General features: G+C 67.6%; 11 protein-coding genes, 1 rRNA gene and 5 pseudogenes. 3 read left to right on the top strand and 14 right to left on the bottom strand.

Annotated features, from left to right (window positions below):
• Positions 1-157: 157 nt before the first annotated feature.
• The 6 genes and pseudogenes from JIX55_RS36510 to JIX55_RS36485 form a co-directional block, all read right to left on the bottom strand.
• A 16S ribosomal RNA gene (locus JIX55_RS36510) occupies positions 158-1683 on the bottom strand.
• Positions 1684-2183: 500 nt separating this feature from the next.
• On the bottom strand, positions 2184-3869 hold the full coding sequence (locus JIX55_RS36505; RefSeq protein WP_257567486.1) for a ribonuclease J: 1686 nt from the start codon (positions 3867-3869) through the stop codon (positions 2184-2186).
• A 147-nt stretch (positions 3870-4016) separates the two neighbouring features.
• Positions 4017-4916 carry a 4-hydroxy-tetrahydrodipicolinate synthase gene (gene dapA / locus JIX55_RS36500; protein WP_257567485.1) on the bottom strand — a complete coding sequence of 300 codons (900 nt, stop codon included), beginning with the start codon at positions 4914-4916 and terminating at the stop codon, positions 4017-4019.
• Positions 4917-5127: 211 nt separating this feature from the next.
• A pseudogene (thyX, locus tag JIX55_RS36495) lies at positions 5128-5577 on the bottom strand (FAD-dependent thymidylate synthase); the annotation flags it as partial.
• Between the two features lie 3 nt (positions 5578-5580).
• Positions 5581-6507 (bottom strand): annotated as a pseudogene (locus JIX55_RS36490) (HNH endonuclease); the annotation flags it as partial.
• A pseudogene (locus JIX55_RS36485) lies at positions 6487-6777 on the bottom strand (FAD-dependent thymidylate synthase); the annotation flags it as partial. The pseudogenes JIX55_RS36485 and JIX55_RS36490, both read right to left, overlap by 21 nt.
• A 190-nt stretch (positions 6778-6967) precedes the next feature.
• Here JIX55_RS36485 and JIX55_RS36480 point away from each other — a divergent pair.
• On the top strand, positions 6968-7525 hold the full coding sequence (locus tag JIX55_RS36480) for a hypothetical protein (RefSeq protein WP_257567484.1): 558 nt from the start codon (positions 6968-6970) through the stop codon (positions 7523-7525).
• A 71-nt stretch (positions 7526-7596) separates the two neighbouring features.
• On the opposite strand, the gene JIX55_RS36475 is transcribed toward JIX55_RS36480, so the two are convergent.
• The 7 genes from JIX55_RS36475 to JIX55_RS36445 all read right to left on the bottom strand — a co-directional run bounded on the left by JIX55_RS36475 (position 7597) and on the right by JIX55_RS36445 (position 14278).
• On the bottom strand, positions 7597-8052 hold the full coding sequence (locus JIX55_RS36475; protein ID WP_257567483.1) for a hypothetical protein: 456 nt from the start codon (positions 8050-8052) through the stop codon (positions 7597-7599).
• Positions 8053-8067: 15 nt separating this feature from the next.
• Positions 8068-8820 (bottom strand): 4-hydroxy-tetrahydrodipicolinate reductase, encoded by a 753-nt coding sequence (gene dapB, locus JIX55_RS36470; RefSeq protein WP_257567482.1) that lies wholly within the window; start codon positions 8818-8820, stop codon positions 8068-8070.
• Positions 8821-8843: 23 nt separating this feature from the next.
• On the bottom strand, positions 8844-10223 hold the full coding sequence (locus JIX55_RS36465) for a M16 family metallopeptidase (protein ID WP_257567481.1): 1380 nt from the start codon (positions 10221-10223) through the stop codon (positions 8844-8846).
• Positions 10220-12436, bottom strand: coding sequence for a polyribonucleotide nucleotidyltransferase (locus tag JIX55_RS36460; RefSeq protein WP_257567480.1), 2217 nt, complete (start codon positions 12434-12436; stop codon positions 10220-10222). Before JIX55_RS36460 ends, JIX55_RS36465 begins: the two co-directional genes overlap by 4 nt.
• Before the next feature lie 433 nt (positions 12437-12869).
• A complete protein-coding gene (gene rpsO / locus JIX55_RS36455; RefSeq protein WP_033529274.1) occupies positions 12870-13157 on the bottom strand; it encodes a 30S ribosomal protein S15 in 288 nt (95 codons plus the stop codon).
• A 97-nt stretch (positions 13158-13254) separates the two neighbouring features.
• The gene (locus JIX55_RS36450) at positions 13255-13719 is read right to left on the bottom strand and encodes a hypothetical protein (protein ID WP_257567479.1); all 465 of its coding nucleotides are present in this window, start codon (positions 13717-13719) and stop codon (positions 13255-13257) included.
• A gap of 220 nt (positions 13720-13939) precedes the next feature.
• Positions 13940-14278 carry a hypothetical protein gene (locus JIX55_RS36445; protein ID WP_257567478.1) on the bottom strand — a complete coding sequence of 113 codons (339 nt, stop codon included), beginning with the start codon at positions 14276-14278 and terminating at the stop codon, positions 13940-13942.
• Between the two features lie 268 nt (positions 14279-14546).
• Between JIX55_RS36445 and JIX55_RS36440 the strand changes: the two genes are divergently transcribed.
• Positions 14547-14852 carry a DUF397 domain-containing protein gene (locus JIX55_RS36440; RefSeq protein WP_257567477.1) on the top strand — a complete coding sequence of 102 codons (306 nt, stop codon included), beginning with the start codon at positions 14547-14549 and terminating at the stop codon, positions 14850-14852.
• A 526-nt stretch (positions 14853-15378) separates the two neighbouring features.
• Here the strand turns inward: JIX55_RS36440 and JIX55_RS36435 are convergent.
• Positions 15379-16158: pseudogene (locus JIX55_RS36435) on the bottom strand (type VII secretion integral membrane protein EccD); the annotation flags it as partial.
• Positions 16159-16312: 154 nt separating this feature from the next.
• Here JIX55_RS36435 and JIX55_RS36430 point away from each other — a divergent pair.
• Positions 16313-16940 (top strand): annotated as a pseudogene (locus tag JIX55_RS36430) (hypothetical protein).
• Positions 16941-17182: the final 242 nt, after the last annotated feature.

Here is a 17182-nt window from a genome sequence, read left to right as displayed (position 1 = left end):
CATGCTTTCCACACTCTCACGAGCAGTACTCACAGCCCCCGACCCGGAAACCAGCCGAATAATCAACGTTCCACCCATGAGCTAACCAGCATCAGACGTTCGCTGATGACCTGGCCTCTGACCTCACCCCGAAAGGATCGGTAGAAGTGCTCCTTAGAAAGGAGGTGATCCAGCCGCACCTTCCGGTACGGCTACCTTGTTACGACTTCGTCCCAATCGCCAGTCCCACCTTCGACAGCTCCCTCCCTTACGGGTTGGGCCACCGGCTTCGGGTGTTACCGACTTTCGTGACGTGACGGGCGGTGTGTACAAGGCCCGGGAACGTATTCACCGCAGCACTGCTGATCTGCGATTACTAGCAACTCCGACTTCATGGGGTCGAGTTGCAGACCCCAATCCGAACTGAGACAGGCTTTTTGAGATTCGCTCCGCCTCACGGCTTCGCAGCTCATTGTACCTGCCATTGTAGCACGTGTGCAGCCCAAGACATAAGGGGCATGATGACTTGACGTCGTCCCCACCTTCCTCCGAGTTGACCCCGGCAGTCTCCTGTGAGTCCCCATCACCCCGAAGGGCATGCTGGCAACACAGAACAAGGGTTGCGCTCGTTGCGGGACTTAACCCAACATCTCACGACACGAGCTGACGACAGCCATGCACCACCTGTACACCGACCACAAGGGGGCGACCATCTCTGGCCGTTTCCGGTGTATGTCAAGCCTTGGTAAGGTTCTTCGCGTTGCGTCGAATTAAGCCACATGCTCCGCTGCTTGTGCGGGCCCCCGTCAATTCCTTTGAGTTTTAGCCTTGCGGCCGTACTCCCCAGGCGGGGAACTTAATGCGTTAGCTGCGGCACCGACGACGTGGAATGTCGCCAACACCTAGTTCCCACCGTTTACGGCGTGGACTACCAGGGTATCTAATCCTGTTCGCTCCCCACGCTTTCGCTCCTCAGCGTCAGTAATGGCCCAGAGATCCGCCTTCGCCACCGGTGTTCCTCCTGATATCTGCGCATTTCACCGCTACACCAGGAATTCCGATCTCCCCTACCACACTCTAGTCTGCCCGTATCGAATGCAGACCCGGGGTTAAGCCCCGGGCTTTCACATCCGACGCGACAGACCGCCTACGAGCTCTTTACGCCCAATAATTCCGGACAACGCTCGCGCCCTACGTATTACCGCGGCTGCTGGCACGTAGTTAGCCGGCGCTTCTTCTGCAGGTACCGTCACTTTCGCTTCTTCCCTGCTGAAAGAGGTTTACAACCCGAAGGCCGTCATCCCTCACGCGGCGTCGCTGCATCAGGCTTTCGCCCATTGTGCAATATTCCCCACTGCTGCCTCCCGTAGGAGTCTGGGCCGTGTCTCAGTCCCAGTGTGGCCGGTCGCCCTCTCAGGCCGGCTACCCGTCGTCGCCTTGGTGAGCCATTACCTCACCAACAAGCTGATAGGCCGCGGGCTCATCCTTCACCGCCGGAGCTTTCCACACTCATCGGATGCCCGAGAGTGTTGTATCCGGTATTAGACCCCGTTTCCAGGGCTTGTCCCAGAGTGAAGGGCAGATTGCCCACGTGTTACTCACCCGTTCGCCACTAATCCCCACCGAAGTGGTTCATCGTTCGACTTGCATGTGTTAAGCACGCCGCCAGCGTTCGTCCTGAGCCAGGATCAAACTCTCCGTGAATGTTTACCCGTAATCGGGTGCACACATCACGAGAGCGGAACAGCCAGGCGGAATAAGCCCGGCCGTTCACAGCGTCCTCGCTGTGTTTATTTCAAAGGAACCTCGCCCCAACCGAATGGCCGGGAACGGGGTATCAACATATCTGGCGTTGATTTTTGGCACGCTGTTGAGTTCTCAAGGAACGGACGCTTCCTTTGTACTCACCCAAGTTATCCTCAGGCTTTCCTCCGGGCGCTTCCCTTCGGTCTTGCGTTTCCGACTCTATCAGATCGTTTTCCGATCCGATTTCCTCGGTGCTTTCCAGGTTTCCGCTTCCGCGTTTCCCTTTCCGGCGGTTCCGACTTTATCAGAAGTTCTGAGTCGGAATTTCCGCCCGGTCCGGGTGGCTCCTGACGCACAGTTGCGTCGGGTTCCCCCCTGGGCGGAGCCGTAAACGTACTGGAGCGGGGCGCCCCGATGCAAATCGAGGAGCCCCGCTCCAGACGGGCGCTGACGGAGGGTCAGACCTCAACCACGACAGGCAGGATCATCGGCCTGCGCCGGTAGGTGTCGGAGACCCACTTGCCCAGGGTGCGGCGGATGAGCTGTTGCAGCTGGTGGGGCTCGACGACCCCGTCCTGTGCCGAACGTTCCAGGACTTCGGTGATCCGCGGGACTACCGCGATGAAGACGGAGTCGTCGATGCCGGAGCCACGGGCCTGGATGTGCGGGCCGCCGGTGATCTTGCCGGTGGAGGAGTCCACGACGACGAAGACCGAGATGATGCCCTCGTCGCCCAGGATCTTCCGGTCCTTGAGGGCCGGCTCGCCGACATCGCCGACCGAGAGGCCGTCGACGTACACGTAACCGGCCTGGACCTTGCCGGAGATCTTGGCCTTGCCCTCGATGAGGTCGACGACCACGCCGTCCTCGGCGATGACGATGCGGTCGTGCGGTACGCCCGTCAGGGCGCCCAGCTCGGCATTGGCGCGTAGGTGGCGCCATTCGCCGTGCACCGGCATCAGGTTCTTCGGGCGGCAGATGTTGTAGAAGTACAGCAGCTCGCCGGCCGAGGCGTGTCCGGAGACATGGACCTTGGCGTTGCCCTTGTGGACGACGTTGGCGCCCCAGCGGGTCAGGCCGTTGATGACGCGGTAGACCGCGTTCTCGTTGCCGGGGATCAGGGACGAGGCCAGGATCACCGTGTCGCCCTGGACGATGCGGATCTGGTGGTCCCGGTTGGCCATGCGGGACAGGGCCGCCATCGGCTCGCCCTGCGATCCGGTGCACACGAGGACGATCTCGTGGTCCGGCAGGTCGTCGAGCGTCTTGACGTCGACCACCAGGCCCGGCGGAACCTTCAGATAGCCCAGGTCACGGGCGATTCCCATGTTCCGGACCATCGAGCGACCGACGAACGCGACCCGGCGGCCGTACTCGTGAGCCGCGTCGAGGATCTGCTGGATGCGATGGATGTGGCTGGCGAAGCTGGCCACGATGATTCGCTTCCGGGCGCTCCCGAAGACCTGGCGCAGGACGTTGGAGATGTCGCGCTCGGGCGGGACGAACCCGGGGACCTCGGCATTCGTGGAGTCGGAGAGGAGGAGATCGATCCCCTCCTCGCTCAGCCGTGCGAACGCGTGTAGATCCGTCAGGCGGTTGTCCAGCGGGAGCTGGTCCATCTTGAAGTCGCCTGTGTGGACCACCATGCCCGCGGGGGTACGGATGGCCACGGCGAGGGCGTCGGGGATGGAGTGGTTCACCGCGACGAACTCGCAGTCGAAGGGGCCGATGCGTTCGCGGTTCCCCTCGACGACCTCAAGGGTGTAGGGGCGGATGCGGTGCTCCTGGAGCTTCGCCTCGATGAGGGCGAGGGTCAGCTTGGAGCCGATCAGCGGGATGTCGGGCTTCTCGCGCAGCAGGTACGGGACCGCGCCGATGTGGTCCTCGTGGCCATGCGTGAGGACGATGCCCTCGATGTCGTCGAGGCGGTCCCTGACAGACGAGAAGTCCGGCAGGATCAGGTCGATTCCGGGCTGCTCCTCCTCGGGGAAGAGCACCCCGCAGTCGACGATCAGCAGACGGCCGCCGTACTCGAAGACGGTCATGTTCCGGCCGATCTCACCGAGGCCGCCCAGTGGGGTGACCCGCAGGCCGCCTTCGGGAAGCGGCGGCGGCGGGCCGAGTTCAGGATGCGGATGACTCAAAAGACTCTCCTCACCAAGCGCGCCACGTACCTGTGGCACGTGGCGCGCATGACGTTCGTGCAAAAGCAGTTGTGGATGTGGACGCAGGCGCTTTCGCCTGCCTATTCAGTTGTGAAGTCAGGTTGTCGCGTTGTGCGAAGTCCGGTGTTAGAGCTGTACCCCGCCCGCACCAAGATCGATCTTGAGCTGGGCGGTCTCCTCGGGCGAAAGCTCCACCATGGGGGCGCGCAGCGGTCCGGCGGGCAGGCCCTGGAGGGCGAGCGCCGCCTTGGTGGTCATCACGCCCTGGGTGCGGAACATGCCGGTGAAGACCGGGAGCAGCTTCTGGTGGATCTCTGTGGCCTTCTGGACGTCGCCGGAGACGTATGCCTCGACGAGGGCGCGCAGCTCGGGGGTGACGACGTGGCCGACGACCGAGACGAAGCCGACCGCGCCCACGGAGAGCAGCGGCAGGTTCAGCATGTCGTCGCCGGAGTACCAGGCGAGGCCGGAGCGGGCGATGGCCCAGCTGGCGCGGCCGAGGTCACCCTTGGCGTCCTTGTTGGCGACGATGCGCGGGTGCTCGGCGAGCCGGACGATCGTCTCGGTGTCGATCGGGACGCCGCTGCGGCCGGGGATGTCGTAGAGCATGACCGGCAGCTCGGCGGCGTCGGCGATCGCCGTGAAGTGGCGGTACAGCCCCTCCTGCGGGGGCTTGTTGTAGTACGGCGTGACGACGAGCAGACCGTGGGCGCCGACCTTCTCGGCGGCGCGGGCGAGTTCGGTGCTGTGGTGGGTGTCGTTCGTGCCGACGCCGGCGATGATGTGCGCGCGGTCGCCGACAGCCTCCAGGACGGCTCGTACCAGGTCCGATTTCTCCGCGTCACTGGTGGTGGGGGACTCGCCGGTGGTGCCGTTGATGACCAGGCCGTCGTTGCCTGCGTCCACCAGGTGGGTGGCGAGCCGCTGCGCGCCGTCGAGGTCGAGTGCGCCGTCCGCCGTGAAGGGCGTGACCATGGCGGTGAGGACCCGCCCGAAGGGGGTCTGCGGAGTCGAGGTCGGAGCCATGGGTAACACGCTACTCGCTGCTCAGGGCACGGTCTGCCCTCGGGGGGCTGGAAAAGTCAGGACAAATGCGGAGCCCGGCACTGCCTGCTCGGGGGTTCAAGCAGTGCCGGGTCCGTTTGATCAGGCTAGATGAACTTCGCGAAATGCCGCAATACGGACACTTCGCTCGGCTGACCCGCACATCTGTGCCTGGCCGGATATCGGCGGTCCGCTAGGGCGCGACCCGGCCGTTCGCATTGAACGCCGCATGCGTGAGCGGCATGAGCCTCGCCCACTCCGCCTCCATCTTCTCGCCGACCATCTCGATCTCCCGCTGCGGGAAGGACGGGACCTTGGCGAGCTCGTGCTGGGTGCGCAGGCCGAGGAAGTGCATCAGCGAGCGGGCGTTGCAAGTGGCGTACATCGAGGAGAAGAGGCCGACAGGAAGGACCGCGCGGGCGACCTCGCGGGCGACACCGGCGGCGAGCATCTCCTGGTACGCCTCGTACGCGTGGACGTACGAGTCCTCCATGACGCGGCCGACCAGTTCCTGCTGGGCCTGGGTGCCCTCGACGAAGACGTACTTGCCGGGACGGCCCTCCTGGACGAGCTTGCGGGACTCATCGGGGACGTAGAAGTGGGGCTGGAGTTCCCGGTAGCGACCCGACTCCTCGTTGTACGAGTTGTGCACGACGATGCCGTTGGCGAGGAAGTTGTGCCAGGGCCCCTCCACCGAGAGGTCGTACGTCATCTCCTCGCCGTCCTGCTCGATGGCGACGATCCGGTCCGGAACGGCTTTGGCGATCTTGCCGTCGCGCTGGGCCAGGGCCTGCTCTCCAGCACTCTTGATCGCATGGCAGGACTCACACGCGGGTGCGAGGTTCTTCTCGTCGAGGGCCTGGGTGAGGTCACCTGCCACCGGAACCACATGGTTCAGGGCGAGTTCAGCACGGGGGAAGTCCTGGCCGCAGAGGTGGCAGGTGTCGATCTCCTTGATCAGACGCTCTCGCTGCATGGAGGTCCACACGCCGATGCCTCGCCGCAGGCTCGGCGGGATCAGTTCCTCCGACGGGCGAGGGGTGGTCTCCGCCGCCATGACGGCGTCCCCGACGGTCAGTTCCCCGGCCTTGCACCAACCCTCGGGCGTGAACACCGCGTGGTCGACCGTGCAGCGGAGGGTCTTCCCGGATTCCGTGGTGATCTTGATGAGTGATTTCACCCCGGACTGGATGACGTCGACGATCCTGGCCCGCTGGGCGAGCAGTGTCTCTTCGTCGTAGCAGCGCACGTGGTTGCGACGAACCGATTCGAGCTTCCGAAGGCGGGTGCCGGGGTGCAGTTCCCGGAACTCCGCCACGGCCGACTCGGCTGCCTCACGGCTCTCGTACAGGCCGAGGTGGTGGTTCTGCTCGCCGCGCCGGACCTGGGCCAGCCACTGTCCGGCCCGGCTGTGCCAGGTCACGCCACCGGCGGAATGCGGAAGGCGATCCTCGACGCCGAGGTGCCAGAGCTCGTACAGCTCGGCGATGGTGTGCCGACGGAGATTGCCCGCCTCGCTCTCCAGGGTGATCTCGGTGTCACCGGCGATGCACCAGCCGACGCGGTGGCGCATGAACTCGCGGAAGACGAAGATCGGGGCGCTGATGAAGAAGGTCATCGAGTTGTGTTCGAAGGGGCTGCCGTGCCGGTCCCGCATCAGGTAGTTGATCAGGCCCTTGGAGCGCTCGGGGTCCTTCTTCAGCTCGTCCAGGGACTGCTCGCCGGCGGTGGAGACGCGGGCGGCCCACAGCACGTCCGAGTCGGCCGCGCTGTGCTTCACCAACTCGACGCTGACATCGCTGTGGAAGCTGGGTTTGAGGTCGTCGGCGGGGGTGTCGGTCACGGCTCGGAGGGTCCTTCCCATTGCTGCTCTCGGGCGGCGCCCACTCTACGGCCCGGCACCGACAAGGGGCCCGGATAGTCCGAGTTGCGCCTTCTTGTTCCCCCCTTGGACCCCCGAGGGTGGTGAGTGGGCATCCGGCTAGGTAGCCTCACCCGGCGAAACCCCGTGCGTGGATGAGTGAGGATCAGCCGTGCCCCTGCCCTTCCTGACCGCCGACCGCGCCTTCGACCAGGCGGTGGACGTAGCGCTGCCGTTCGACGACCGCGACCGGTGGCGGCGCCCCTACCGGCCCGGCCCTTGGCGGGTCGGCGCGGCCGCGCTCCTGCTGCTGCTCGCCTCGTACGTGCTGGTCGCGGCGGTCATCATCGCGGTGGCCGAGACACCGCAGGCGGGCGCGATCTGCTTCGTCGCCGCGCTGCTGATCATCGGCTGCGCCCTGCGGCTGCTGCGGGTCGGCATCTGGGTGAGCGCGCGGGGGGTGCGTCAGGTGGGCTTCTTCAGAACGCGTACGGCGTCCTGGGAGCCGAGCGTCTCGGTGCGTACCGTGCAGCAGCCGGTGCGGTGGCTCGGGCTGCCGCGGTCCGTGCAGGGGCAGGCGCTGCTCCTCGTCCGCGCGGACCGTGCGCAGGAGTACGTGACACCGCTGATGACCACGCACAACGCCGACTTCCTGGCGCGTACGGAGGCCTTCGACCGGGCGGCCGACATGATCGAGGCGTGGGCTGCGGAGTACGGCCGCGCCGCGTAGTCGAACATACGGGTGAGGGGCCGGTCCGGGGATGCGGATCGGCCCCTCACCCGTATGCGGGGAAGAAGAGATCAGGCGATCCGCGCGGGCTTGCCGTCGTGGAGGGCGATGGCCCGCTGCATGGCCCTGCGGGCCCGTGGGGTGTCGCGGGCGTCGTGGTAGGCGATGGCGAGACGGAACCAGCTGCGCCAGTCGTCGGGGGCGTCCTCGGTCTCCGCCTTGCGCCGCGCGAAGACCTCATCGGCCGAGTCGCGGTCGATGCGGCCGCCCGGGGTGCGCTTCAACTCGTCGACGGGGAGGCCCCCTTCGGCGTCGAGTTCGGCGGCGAGCTGGTTGGCCTTGCGGACGAACTGGGTGTTCTTCCACAGGAACCAGACGCCGATCGCCGGCAGGACGAGCACCGCGACGCCGAAGGCGATCGTGACCGGTGTACCGGTCTCTATGAGCAGGAGCCCGCGGCTGCCGACCAGGACGAAGTAGACGACCAGGACGGCTGCCGTGACGGCGTAGGTGAGCTTCGCGCGCATGACGTTTCCGGCCGATCAGCCCAGGTCGAGGAAGTGTTCGAGGCCGAAGGTGAGACCCGGGGTCGTCACCACGCGGCGGGCGCCGAGCAGGATGCCCGGCATGAAGCTGCTGTGGTGGAGGGAGTCGTGACGGACCGTCAGGGTCTCACCCTCACCGCCGAGCAGGACCTCCTGGTGGGCGAGCAGGCCGCGCAGGCGTACGGCGTGGACGGGCACGCCGTCGACGTCGGCGCCCCGCGCACCGTCCAGGGCCGTGACCGTGGCGTCCGGCGCCGGGGCGGTGCCGGCCGCGCGGCGGGCCTCGGCGATGAGCTGGGCAGTGCGGGTGGCGGTGCCGCTGGGGGCGTCGACCTTGTTCGGGTGGTGCAGTTCGACGACCTCGACGGACTCGAACCAGGGCGCGGCGATCTGCGCGAACTTCATGGTCAGGACGGCCCCGATGGAGAAGTTGGGAGCGATGAGCACGCCGGTCTCCGGAGAGCCGTCCAGCCAGCCCCTCAACTGCGCGAGGCGCTCGTCGGTCCAGCCCGTGGTGCCGACGACCGCGTGGATGCCGTGGCGTACGCAGAAGTCGAGGTTGCCCATGACCGAGGCGGGGGTGGTCAGTTCGACGGCGACCTGGGCGCCGGTCTCCGCCAGCGTCTCCAGCTTGTCGCCGCGGCCCAGGGCGGCGACCAGTTCCATGTCCTCGGCGGCCTCGACGGCCCGTACGGCCTCGGAGCCGATGCGGCCCTGGGCACCGAGGACCGCCACGCGCAACTTGCTCATTGCTTGGTTCCTTAACTGGGGTGTTAGGCGACGGCTTCGTGCAGACGGGACGCCTGTTTGTCCTTGAGCGGGCCGATCACCGACAGGGAGGGGCGCCGGCCCAGGATCTCGCGGGCGACGGCACGGATCTCGTCGGGGGTCACCATGGCTATCCGGGTCAGCATCTCGTCGACGGACATCTGCTCACCCCAGCACAGCTCGCTCTTGCCGATGCGGTTCATGATCGCGCCGGTGTCCTCCAGGCCGAGGACCGTGGAGCCGCGGAGCTGGCCGATGGCGCGCTCGATCTCGTCGTCCGGCAGCCCGTGCTCGGCGACCTGGTCGAGCTCGTCGCGGCAGATCTTCAGCACGTCGTGCACCTGGGACGGGCGGCAGCCGGCGTAGACGCCGAAGAGCCCGCAGTCGGCGAAGCCGGACGTGTACGAGTACACGCTGTACGCCAGGCCCCGCTTCTCCCGGACCTCCTGGAAGAGGCGGGAGGACATGCCGCCGCCGAGCGCGGTGTTGAGGACGCCGAGGGCCCAGCGGCGCTCGTCGGTGCGGGCGAGGCCGGGCATGCCGAGGACGACATGGGCCTGCTCGGTCTTGCGGCCGACGAGCTCGACGCGGCCGGCCGTACGGAGGCCGCGGCGGCCCTCGCGCGGGGCGATCGGGGTGGCGTCGGCGCGGGTGAGGGCGCCCGCCTTCTCGAAGGCCGCGCGGACCAGTCGTACGACCTTGTTGTGGTCGATGTTGCCGGCGCAGGCGACGACGAGGTGGGTCGGGTCGTAGTGCTTCTTGTAGAAGCGGCGGATGCGGTCGGCGGTGAGGGCGTTGACCGTGTCGACCGTGCCGAGGACCGGGCGGCCGAGGGGGGTGTCGCCGAACATGGTGTGCGCGAACAGGTCGTGCACGCAGTCGCCCGGGTCGTCCTCGGTCATCGCGATCTCTTCGAGGATCGCGCCGCGCTCGACGTCGACGTCCTCCTCGCGGATGAGCGAGTCGGTGAGCATGTCGCAGACCGTGTCGATGGCGAGCGGCAGGTCGGCGTCGAGCACGCGTGCGTAGTAGCACGTGTACTCCTTCGCCGTGAACGCGTTCATCTCGCCGCCGACCGCGTCGATCGCGGACGAGATGTCGAGCGCGCTACGGCGTGAGGTGCCCTTGAAGAGCAGGTGCTCCAGGTAGTGGGTGGCGCCGTTCAGCGCGGGTGTCTCGTCGCGGGAGCCGACGTGCGCCCAGATGCCGAAGGTGGCGGAGCGCACGGACGGCAGGGTCTCGGTGACGATGCGCAGGCCGCCCGGGAGGGTGGTCTTGCGGACCGTACCGATGCCGTTCATGCCCTTGATCAGGGTTTGGGTACGGGCGACGGCCCGCGCCTCCGAGGAGGTGCGGGCCGTCGCCGTGGAGCTACGCGACGTCACTTGTCGGCGTCGTCCTTCTTCTCGTCGTCAGACTCGCCCTCGATCACGGGGATGAGGGAGAGCTTGCCGCGGGAGTCGATCTCGGCGATCTCGACCTGGACCTTGGCGCCCACACCGAGCACGTCCTCGACGTTCTCCACGCGCTTGCCGCCGGCCAGCTTGCGGATCTGCGAGATGTGCAGCAGACCGTCCTTGCCGGGGAGCAGGGAGACGAACGCACCGAAGGTGGTGGTCTTCACGACCGTGCCCAGGTAACGCTCGCCGACCTCCGGCATCGTCGGGTTGGCGATGCCGTTGATCGTCGTACGGGCGGCCTCGGCGGACGGGCCGTCGACGGCACCGATGTAGATGGTGCCGTCGTCCTCAATGGTGATGTCCGCGCCGGTGTCCTCCTGGATCTGGTTGATCATCTTGCCCTTGGGGCCGATGACCTCGCCGATCTTGTCCACGGGGATCTTGACGGTGATGATCCGCGGGGCGTTGGGGGACATCTCGTCCGGCGTGTCGATCGCTTCCATCATCACGTCGAGGATGTGGAGGCGGGCGTCACGGGCCTGCTTCAGCGCGGCGGCCAGGACGGAGGCCGGGATGCCGTCCAGCTTGGTGTCGAGCTGGAGGGCGGTCACGAACTCCTTGGTGCCGGCGACCTTGAAGTCCATGTCGCCGAAGGCGTCCTCCGCACCGAGGATGTCGGTGAGGGTGACGTAGTGCGTCTCGCCGTCGATCTCCTGGGAGATCAGACCCATGGCGATACCGGCGACCGGGGCCTTCAGCGGCACACCGGCGTTCAGCAGCGACATGGTGGAGGCGCAGACCGAGCCCATGGACGTCGAGCCGTTCGAGCTGAGCGCCTCGGAGACCTGGCGGATCGCGTAGGGGAACTCCTCGCGCGTCGGCAGGACCGGCACGAGGGCGCGCTCGGCGAGGGCGCCGTGGCCGATCTCGCGGCGCTTCGGGGAGCCGACGCGGCCGGTCTCACCGGTGGAGTACGGCGGGAAGTTGTAGTTGTGCATGTAGCGCTTGCGCGTCACGGGCGACAGCGTGTCCAGCTGCTGCTCCATGCGGAGCATGTTGAGGGTGGTGACGCCCAGGATCTGGGTCTCGCCACGCTCGAACACGGCGGAACCGTGCACCCGCGGGATGGCCTCGACCTCGGCGGCGAGCGTACGGATGTCCGTCACGCCGCGGCCGTCGATGCGCTTCTTCTCCTTGATCACGCGCTCGCGGACCAGCTGCTTGGTGAGCGAGCGGTACGCGGCGGAGATCTCCTTCTCGCGGCCCTCGAACTGCGGGAGCAGCTTCTCGGCGGCGAGCGCCTTGACGCGGTCCAGCTCGGTCTCGCGCTCCTGCTTGCCGGCGATGGTGAGCGCCTGGGCGAGCTCGTCCTTGACGGCGGCCTTGAGGGCCTCCAGGACGTCGTCCTGGTGGTCGAGGAAGATCGGGAACTCGGCGGTCGGCTTGGCGGCCTTCGACGCGAGGTCGGCCTGGGCCTTGCACAGGACCTTGATGAAGGGCTTCGCGGCGTCCAGACCGGCGGCGACGACCTCCTCGGTCGGCGCCTCGGCGCCGCCCTTGACCAGCTGGATGGTCTTCTCGGTGGCCTCGGCCTCGACCATCATGATCGCGACGTCGCCGTCCTCGAGCGTGCGGCCCGCGACGACCATGTCGAAGACGGCGTCCTCGAGCTCGGTGTGCGTCGGGAAGGCCACCCACTGGCCGTTGATCAGTGCGACGCGGACGCCGCCGATCGGGCCGGAGAAGGGCAGACCGGCCAGCTGCGTGGACGCGGAGGCGGCGTTGATCGCCACGACGTCGTACAGGTGGTCGGGGTTGAGCGCCATGATCGTGGCGACGACCTGGATCTCGTTGCGCAGGCCCTTCTTGAAGGACGGGCGCAGCGGGCGGTCGATGAGGCGGCAGGTGAGGATGGCGTCCTCGGAGGGCCGACCCTCACGGCGGAAGAAGCTGCCGGGGATCTTGCCGGCGGCGTACATCCGCTCCTCGACGTCCACCGTGAGGGGGAAGAAGTCGAGCTGGTCCTTGGGGTTCTTGGAGGCGGTGGTGGCCGACAGCACCATGGTGTCGTCGTCCAGGTACGCCACGGCGGAGCCGGCGGCCTGCTTGGCCAGACGGCCCGTCTCGAAGCGGATGGTGCGGGTGCCGAAGGAGCCGTTGTCGATGACGGCCTCGGCGTAGTGGGTCTCGTTCTCCACTAGCAAATTCTCCTCGTCTTCGTCCCTGGTCCCGCCCGTGTGGCAGGGGGACGGTGGCGGAGAAGCGCGCCGTCTGGTGCGGGCCGGTCTTCGATCGAAGCCCTCGGGGTTCGCAATCCCCCGGGGGCCACTACCGAGGACCGGCGGCGGCGAGGTGCGCTTCTCCTCGTTCGGTGTGCGTGCGGTCGCCCGTGTCCGGGTGCCCTCACACGGTGTCGTACATATTGCGTTGTGCTACCACACTACAAAGGGGTGGTGACACTCCGCACGTTTCCACCCGTACGTCCCGCGTACGGGCGGGGTCGCACGCCCCCTTCAAGCGGGGCCGCGGAGATCCGGCGGGCGCCGCGGAGGTGCGTGCGGCAGGCCGCGGGCGTGCGTACAACAAAAGGAGCGGCCCCCATTTCCCGGGAACCGCTCCCCTCACGGCGTCTTACTTGGCGCCCGCCGCACCGCGGCGGATGCCGAGGCGGTCGACCAGCGTACGGAAGCGCTGGATGTCCTTCTTGGCGAGGTACTGCAGCAGACGGCGACGCTGACCGACCAGGATCAGCAGACCACGACGGGAGTGGTGGTCGTGCTTGTGGGTCTTGAGGTGCTCGGTCAGGTCCGAGATACGGCGGGAGAGCATCGCGACCTGGACCTCGGGGGAGCCGGTGTCGCCCTCCTTGGTACCGAACTCGCTGATGATCTGCTTCTTCGTAGCGGCGTCGAGCGACACGCGATACTCCTCATGAGTCTCGTTGATGCCACCGAGTGCCCCTGGTCTTCGTCTCAGGGGGGCTTCTGTGACTCGGGTGACGGGGGTCCGCTGGGGGCTACCTCCGGGGTCGGGGGTGCGCACACAAACGGCCGTCGGCCAGGATACCAGGCTGGGAAGAGGAGCTTGGCCGGGACGGATCAGCGCCTGGACAGAGCGCCGCTCTCGTAGCCGATCGCCACGGTGGCCTCCTTTCGACCTCGCCCTTGCTGTTCGGGCCGTACAGCTCTTCGGTGGCGAAGGTGATGTGGAGCCGCTCCTCCCCCACGACAATCGCGCTGCAGGTCTCGACGACCGCGTTGAAGGTCTCGCTGCAGTTGACGACCTGGTGATCGCGGTTGGGCTGGATCGAGGCGCGCGCCTTGCCCTTGTCGTCGAAGGAGATCAGGTCGGTGACGGCGTAGTCGCCCGCCATGACGGCGATGACAGCCGACTCGGAGGAGATCAGGTAGACCCCGTTGACACCCGTGGCGACCTTGTAGGTCCGCAAGGTCCCGCCCGTGCGGGCGTCGACCTTCTCCACCCGGAACTCGGGTCCCCCGGGTCTCCACGCTGCTGCAGCGCGACCAGGCCCTTGCCACCCGCGAACCCTGAGTCTTCGCACGCCGACGGTGTGGTGTCGGCCCACAGCCGCTTGCCGGTGGTCATGTCGTACGCCGCCGAGCCCCGGCCCCAGGTGACCTGGACCGCGCCGTCCGTCATCGTGACGTTGACGGACATGGCGCTGCCGTCGCCCGGCAGCTTCACTTCTCACTTCTTCCTGCCCGTGTCGACATCGAAGTGGACGAGATGCCCTTGCCCACGGTCTTGATCTTTTCGACGAGATAGAGGGCCCTGCCGCCCTCCGGCGACTCAGGCGCCTTCTCCACGGTCTCGCGGATGTCGTCCGGAGCCTGCCGGACGGCCACCGGACGCCGCCGCGGCTCCGCCTCGTCACCGCCGGACGTGAGGCCCAGGACGCCAGCGGCGACGACGGCCGCGGCCAAGGCCGCCGCGTCGGCCGTCCACAGCCACCGAAGTCGGGTGCGGCGCTCGGCTTCGAGGGTGGAGGCCGTGTACGGGGAGCGGGACGGGCCGCTCACGGGCCGTGGCCTTCCTGTGCGATGGGGACACTGCCGCCCGGGCCTGGGCGAGAGGGACGATCAAGAACCGTACGGCGCGGCATACGGCGCGCCGTGCGGCGGTGACCGAGCCGCCCGTGTGGAGCTGCGGCGAAGGGCGCCCGATACCTGTAACCAAGCCGACACCCGTCGTTACGGTCACACCTGGGCGAACCCCTGAGCAGCGCGAACAGGAGCAAGTAGGGTGACCGCACAGTGCATTGGCGCGGAGGAAGGATCGGAGCCCGTCATGGCCGAGGCCGAGGACAAAGAACTCAAAGCACGCAAGGAGCGGGAGAAGAACGAGCTCTACGCGCTCGACATCTCGGGAGTCGAGTGGCACAGCGCGCCTGGTACCGAGGAACACGAGGAGCGAGTGGAGATCGCGTACCTCCCCGAAGGGGCGGTGGCGATGCGGTCGTCGCTCGACCCGGAGACCGTGCTGCGTTACACGGAGGCGGAGTGGCGAGCCTTCGTCCTGGGGGCCCGGGACGGCGAATTCGATCTGGAGCCGGCTCCGCACAACGGGGGGCTGGACGCGCAGACCGGGCGCTGACGAACGGGGCAGGGAACCAGCGATCGGCTCCCTGCCCCATTGGCTTGCACATATGGCACCTACGGCTTCGCATCCCCACGCCCACCGCCGCTTGACAGCGCTCGCCGGATTCACCCCACCTCAAGGTCCCCGTGGACCCGCGTGCGGCGCTTGCCCGGGTGCGGTCCGCGGCTCACGAGGAACGACCCTTCCCCCGGTCGGGGACGTACGGTGCGGGGAACAGCGGTCGTTCCGGACACCGGCGAGCCCGGTGCCATCTCGGACGGCTTCTCGGCCGCCGTTGACGAGGTCGCCCTGCTCCTTGCTCGTGAGGAAGACCTACCCGGCGCCGAGCGACGTCCCACAACGGTTCCCGCTGGTCATCCGCCGTGACAGTGGGCTGGGCGCAAAGGGAAGGAGACGGGCCGGAGTTCGGCTCCTGACGGCGTATCTGCCCTCGCCCGGCCAGTGACAGAGCGTGCCGGCCCGTCGGCGAAGGAGCACTGCCCACTTCCACCCCGGACACGTATGGGGACGGCCGTCGCTGGCTTGTCATGGCCCGTGCCCGTGCGTACACGTCGAAGACAGCCAGAGCCAGGGGAATCAGTGTGAGCAGGACGAGGCTCTCGGCGATCTCCAGGAAACGTTCCCAGAACGGGGTCACACCACGCTGCGGGGTGATGAGACCGATCGCGGTGACCAGTACGGCGGCCGTGGCAATCGCTGCGGCGAGCCAGACGCTGCCGATGTCGAGGGCGGTGGTATCGCCGAGGAGAGCGTCGCGCACGTAGTCCTGCGGTGGGTTCGGTGCGAGCCCGAGTCCGAGGAAGACCAGGGCCGCAAAGCCGGCGGCCAGGGCGGCGGCCACCTGCGCGGTGTATCGGAGAAGGTGGGCGCGCATCAGCATCGCCACGCCCGTGGACAGTGCCAGAAGCTCCGCCCACACATTGCCGGAGAAGCCCAGGACGATCGACGCGCCCACAGAGACGAGCGCACAGCCGCCCACGAGGCCGACGAGGCCGACGAGGCCGACGAGGCCGACGAGGCCGACGAGGCCGACGAGGCCGCGGCGGGCCTGGGCCGCGATGCGCTCGACGTCGATGGGTTCCTGCGTGCCCGGCTCGCCCGCGTCGTAGCCGCCCCAGGACGGATTGGGCGGTTCGAAACCGATCGGCAGCCGTGCGAAGCGCATGGACAGGCCGGACAGGAAGGCGAGCGCGACAACGGAGAGCGGGGCGCAGACGGCGGCCGTCCCGATGGGCCGAGTGCAGGCGAGCAGAAACTGTAACCGCCCGATGCCCCGCCCCTCGGAGAGAGGCAGCAGCCCCGGAACCGGCCACGGCGAACTCCCCGGCGTTCTCGCCACCCTGCCGCTCCGAGGTGCCCGCTGATGACCACGACGACCTCGGCCTCGCCGTCCTCCTCGTCCGCATCCGGAGGCACTCCGGGGACACAGGCTTCGGGCAGCGGCTGCGCACGGGTTGGGGCTGCTGGGTCCCCGGCATCTGCGGCACACGTTGCCCGTCGAGCAGGTGGGTGCGCTCTCCCTGCCCATCGGAGACGACGGTGTGGTGGTGGGTGTCAACCAACAGGGCCAGTCTGCCGTTCTCGGGGTCAACCGCCCGACCCCCTTCGACATCGTCCTCATCGGTGGTCTGTGGACGGCCCAGGTTCCGGCGCTGCGCACGGCGGCGACGGGGGCACGTGTGGCCGTGGAGACGGCACGGGCGCAGGTCTGGATGCCGTTGGTGCACGCCATGGGCGGCGGACAGAACGGCCTGGCCGTGCACGACGTGGGGCGCGTACCACCACAGGGCACGTCGGCCGGCACCCCGGTGCTGGTGGTGCGTGACTGCGGCATGCGGCCGCCGCGCGGACGCGTGACGTCGGCACCCTGGCAGTCCGTACTCACGCTTCTTCCGTATCTGAGTCCGGTCGCACCGCGGTTGATGCGCCAGGCTCGTGTCGTGGGCGTCCAGCGAGTGTCGCCGGACGAGGCAACGGAGATCGGGCGTGTGATAGAGCTGCCGCACCCCGAGACCCGACGTGATGACACAGGCCACGGACACGGAGACCGGTCTACTGGGTGTGGCGCGTCGCATGGACTGAGCCGACTGTCCAGGGCGGGCCCGGCGAACGAAGATCGAGCCGAGACCATATGTCCAAGTTGTTCCATTGTTAAGGCACTTGAGTACTTCGCCGAAGCCGGTAGGGAGAGACGGTCCTGCCGGGCCCGCGGTTTTGATGATTAGGCTGGGGTACAGCACGTCGCGAGTTGCCCGCAAGCGGATGTACGGGCTGTGCGACATTTGCCCGGGGCCCGAGGGGGGACCAGCCCGGCGAATCGGACG

It is taken from the genome of Streptomyces sp. DSM 40750 (genome assembly GCF_024612035.1).
GTDB lineage: Bacteria > Actinomycetota > Actinomycetes > Streptomycetales > Streptomycetaceae > Streptomyces.
The sequence above is the reverse complement of the archived record's forward strand: the minus strand, read 5'-3'. Positions and strand labels throughout refer to the sequence as shown.

What these genes read in the sequence shown, in the direction of transcription:
- dapA (WP_257567485.1), bottom strand. Translation starts at nt 4,916, where the DNA reads ATGGCTCCGACCTCGACTCCGCAGACCCCCTTCGGGCGGGTCCTCACC.
- JIX55_RS36475 (WP_257567483.1), bottom strand. Translation starts at nt 8,052, where the DNA reads ATGCGCGCGAAGCTCACCTACGCCGTCACGGCAGCCGTCCTGGTCGTC.
- dapB (WP_257567482.1), bottom strand. Translation starts at nt 8,820, where the DNA reads ATGAGCAAGTTGCGCGTGGCGGTCCTCGGTGCCCAGGGCCGCATCGGC.
- JIX55_RS36440 (WP_257567477.1), top strand. Translation starts at nt 14,547, where the DNA reads ATGGCCGAGGCCGAGGACAAAGAACTCAAAGCACGCAAGGAGCGGGAG.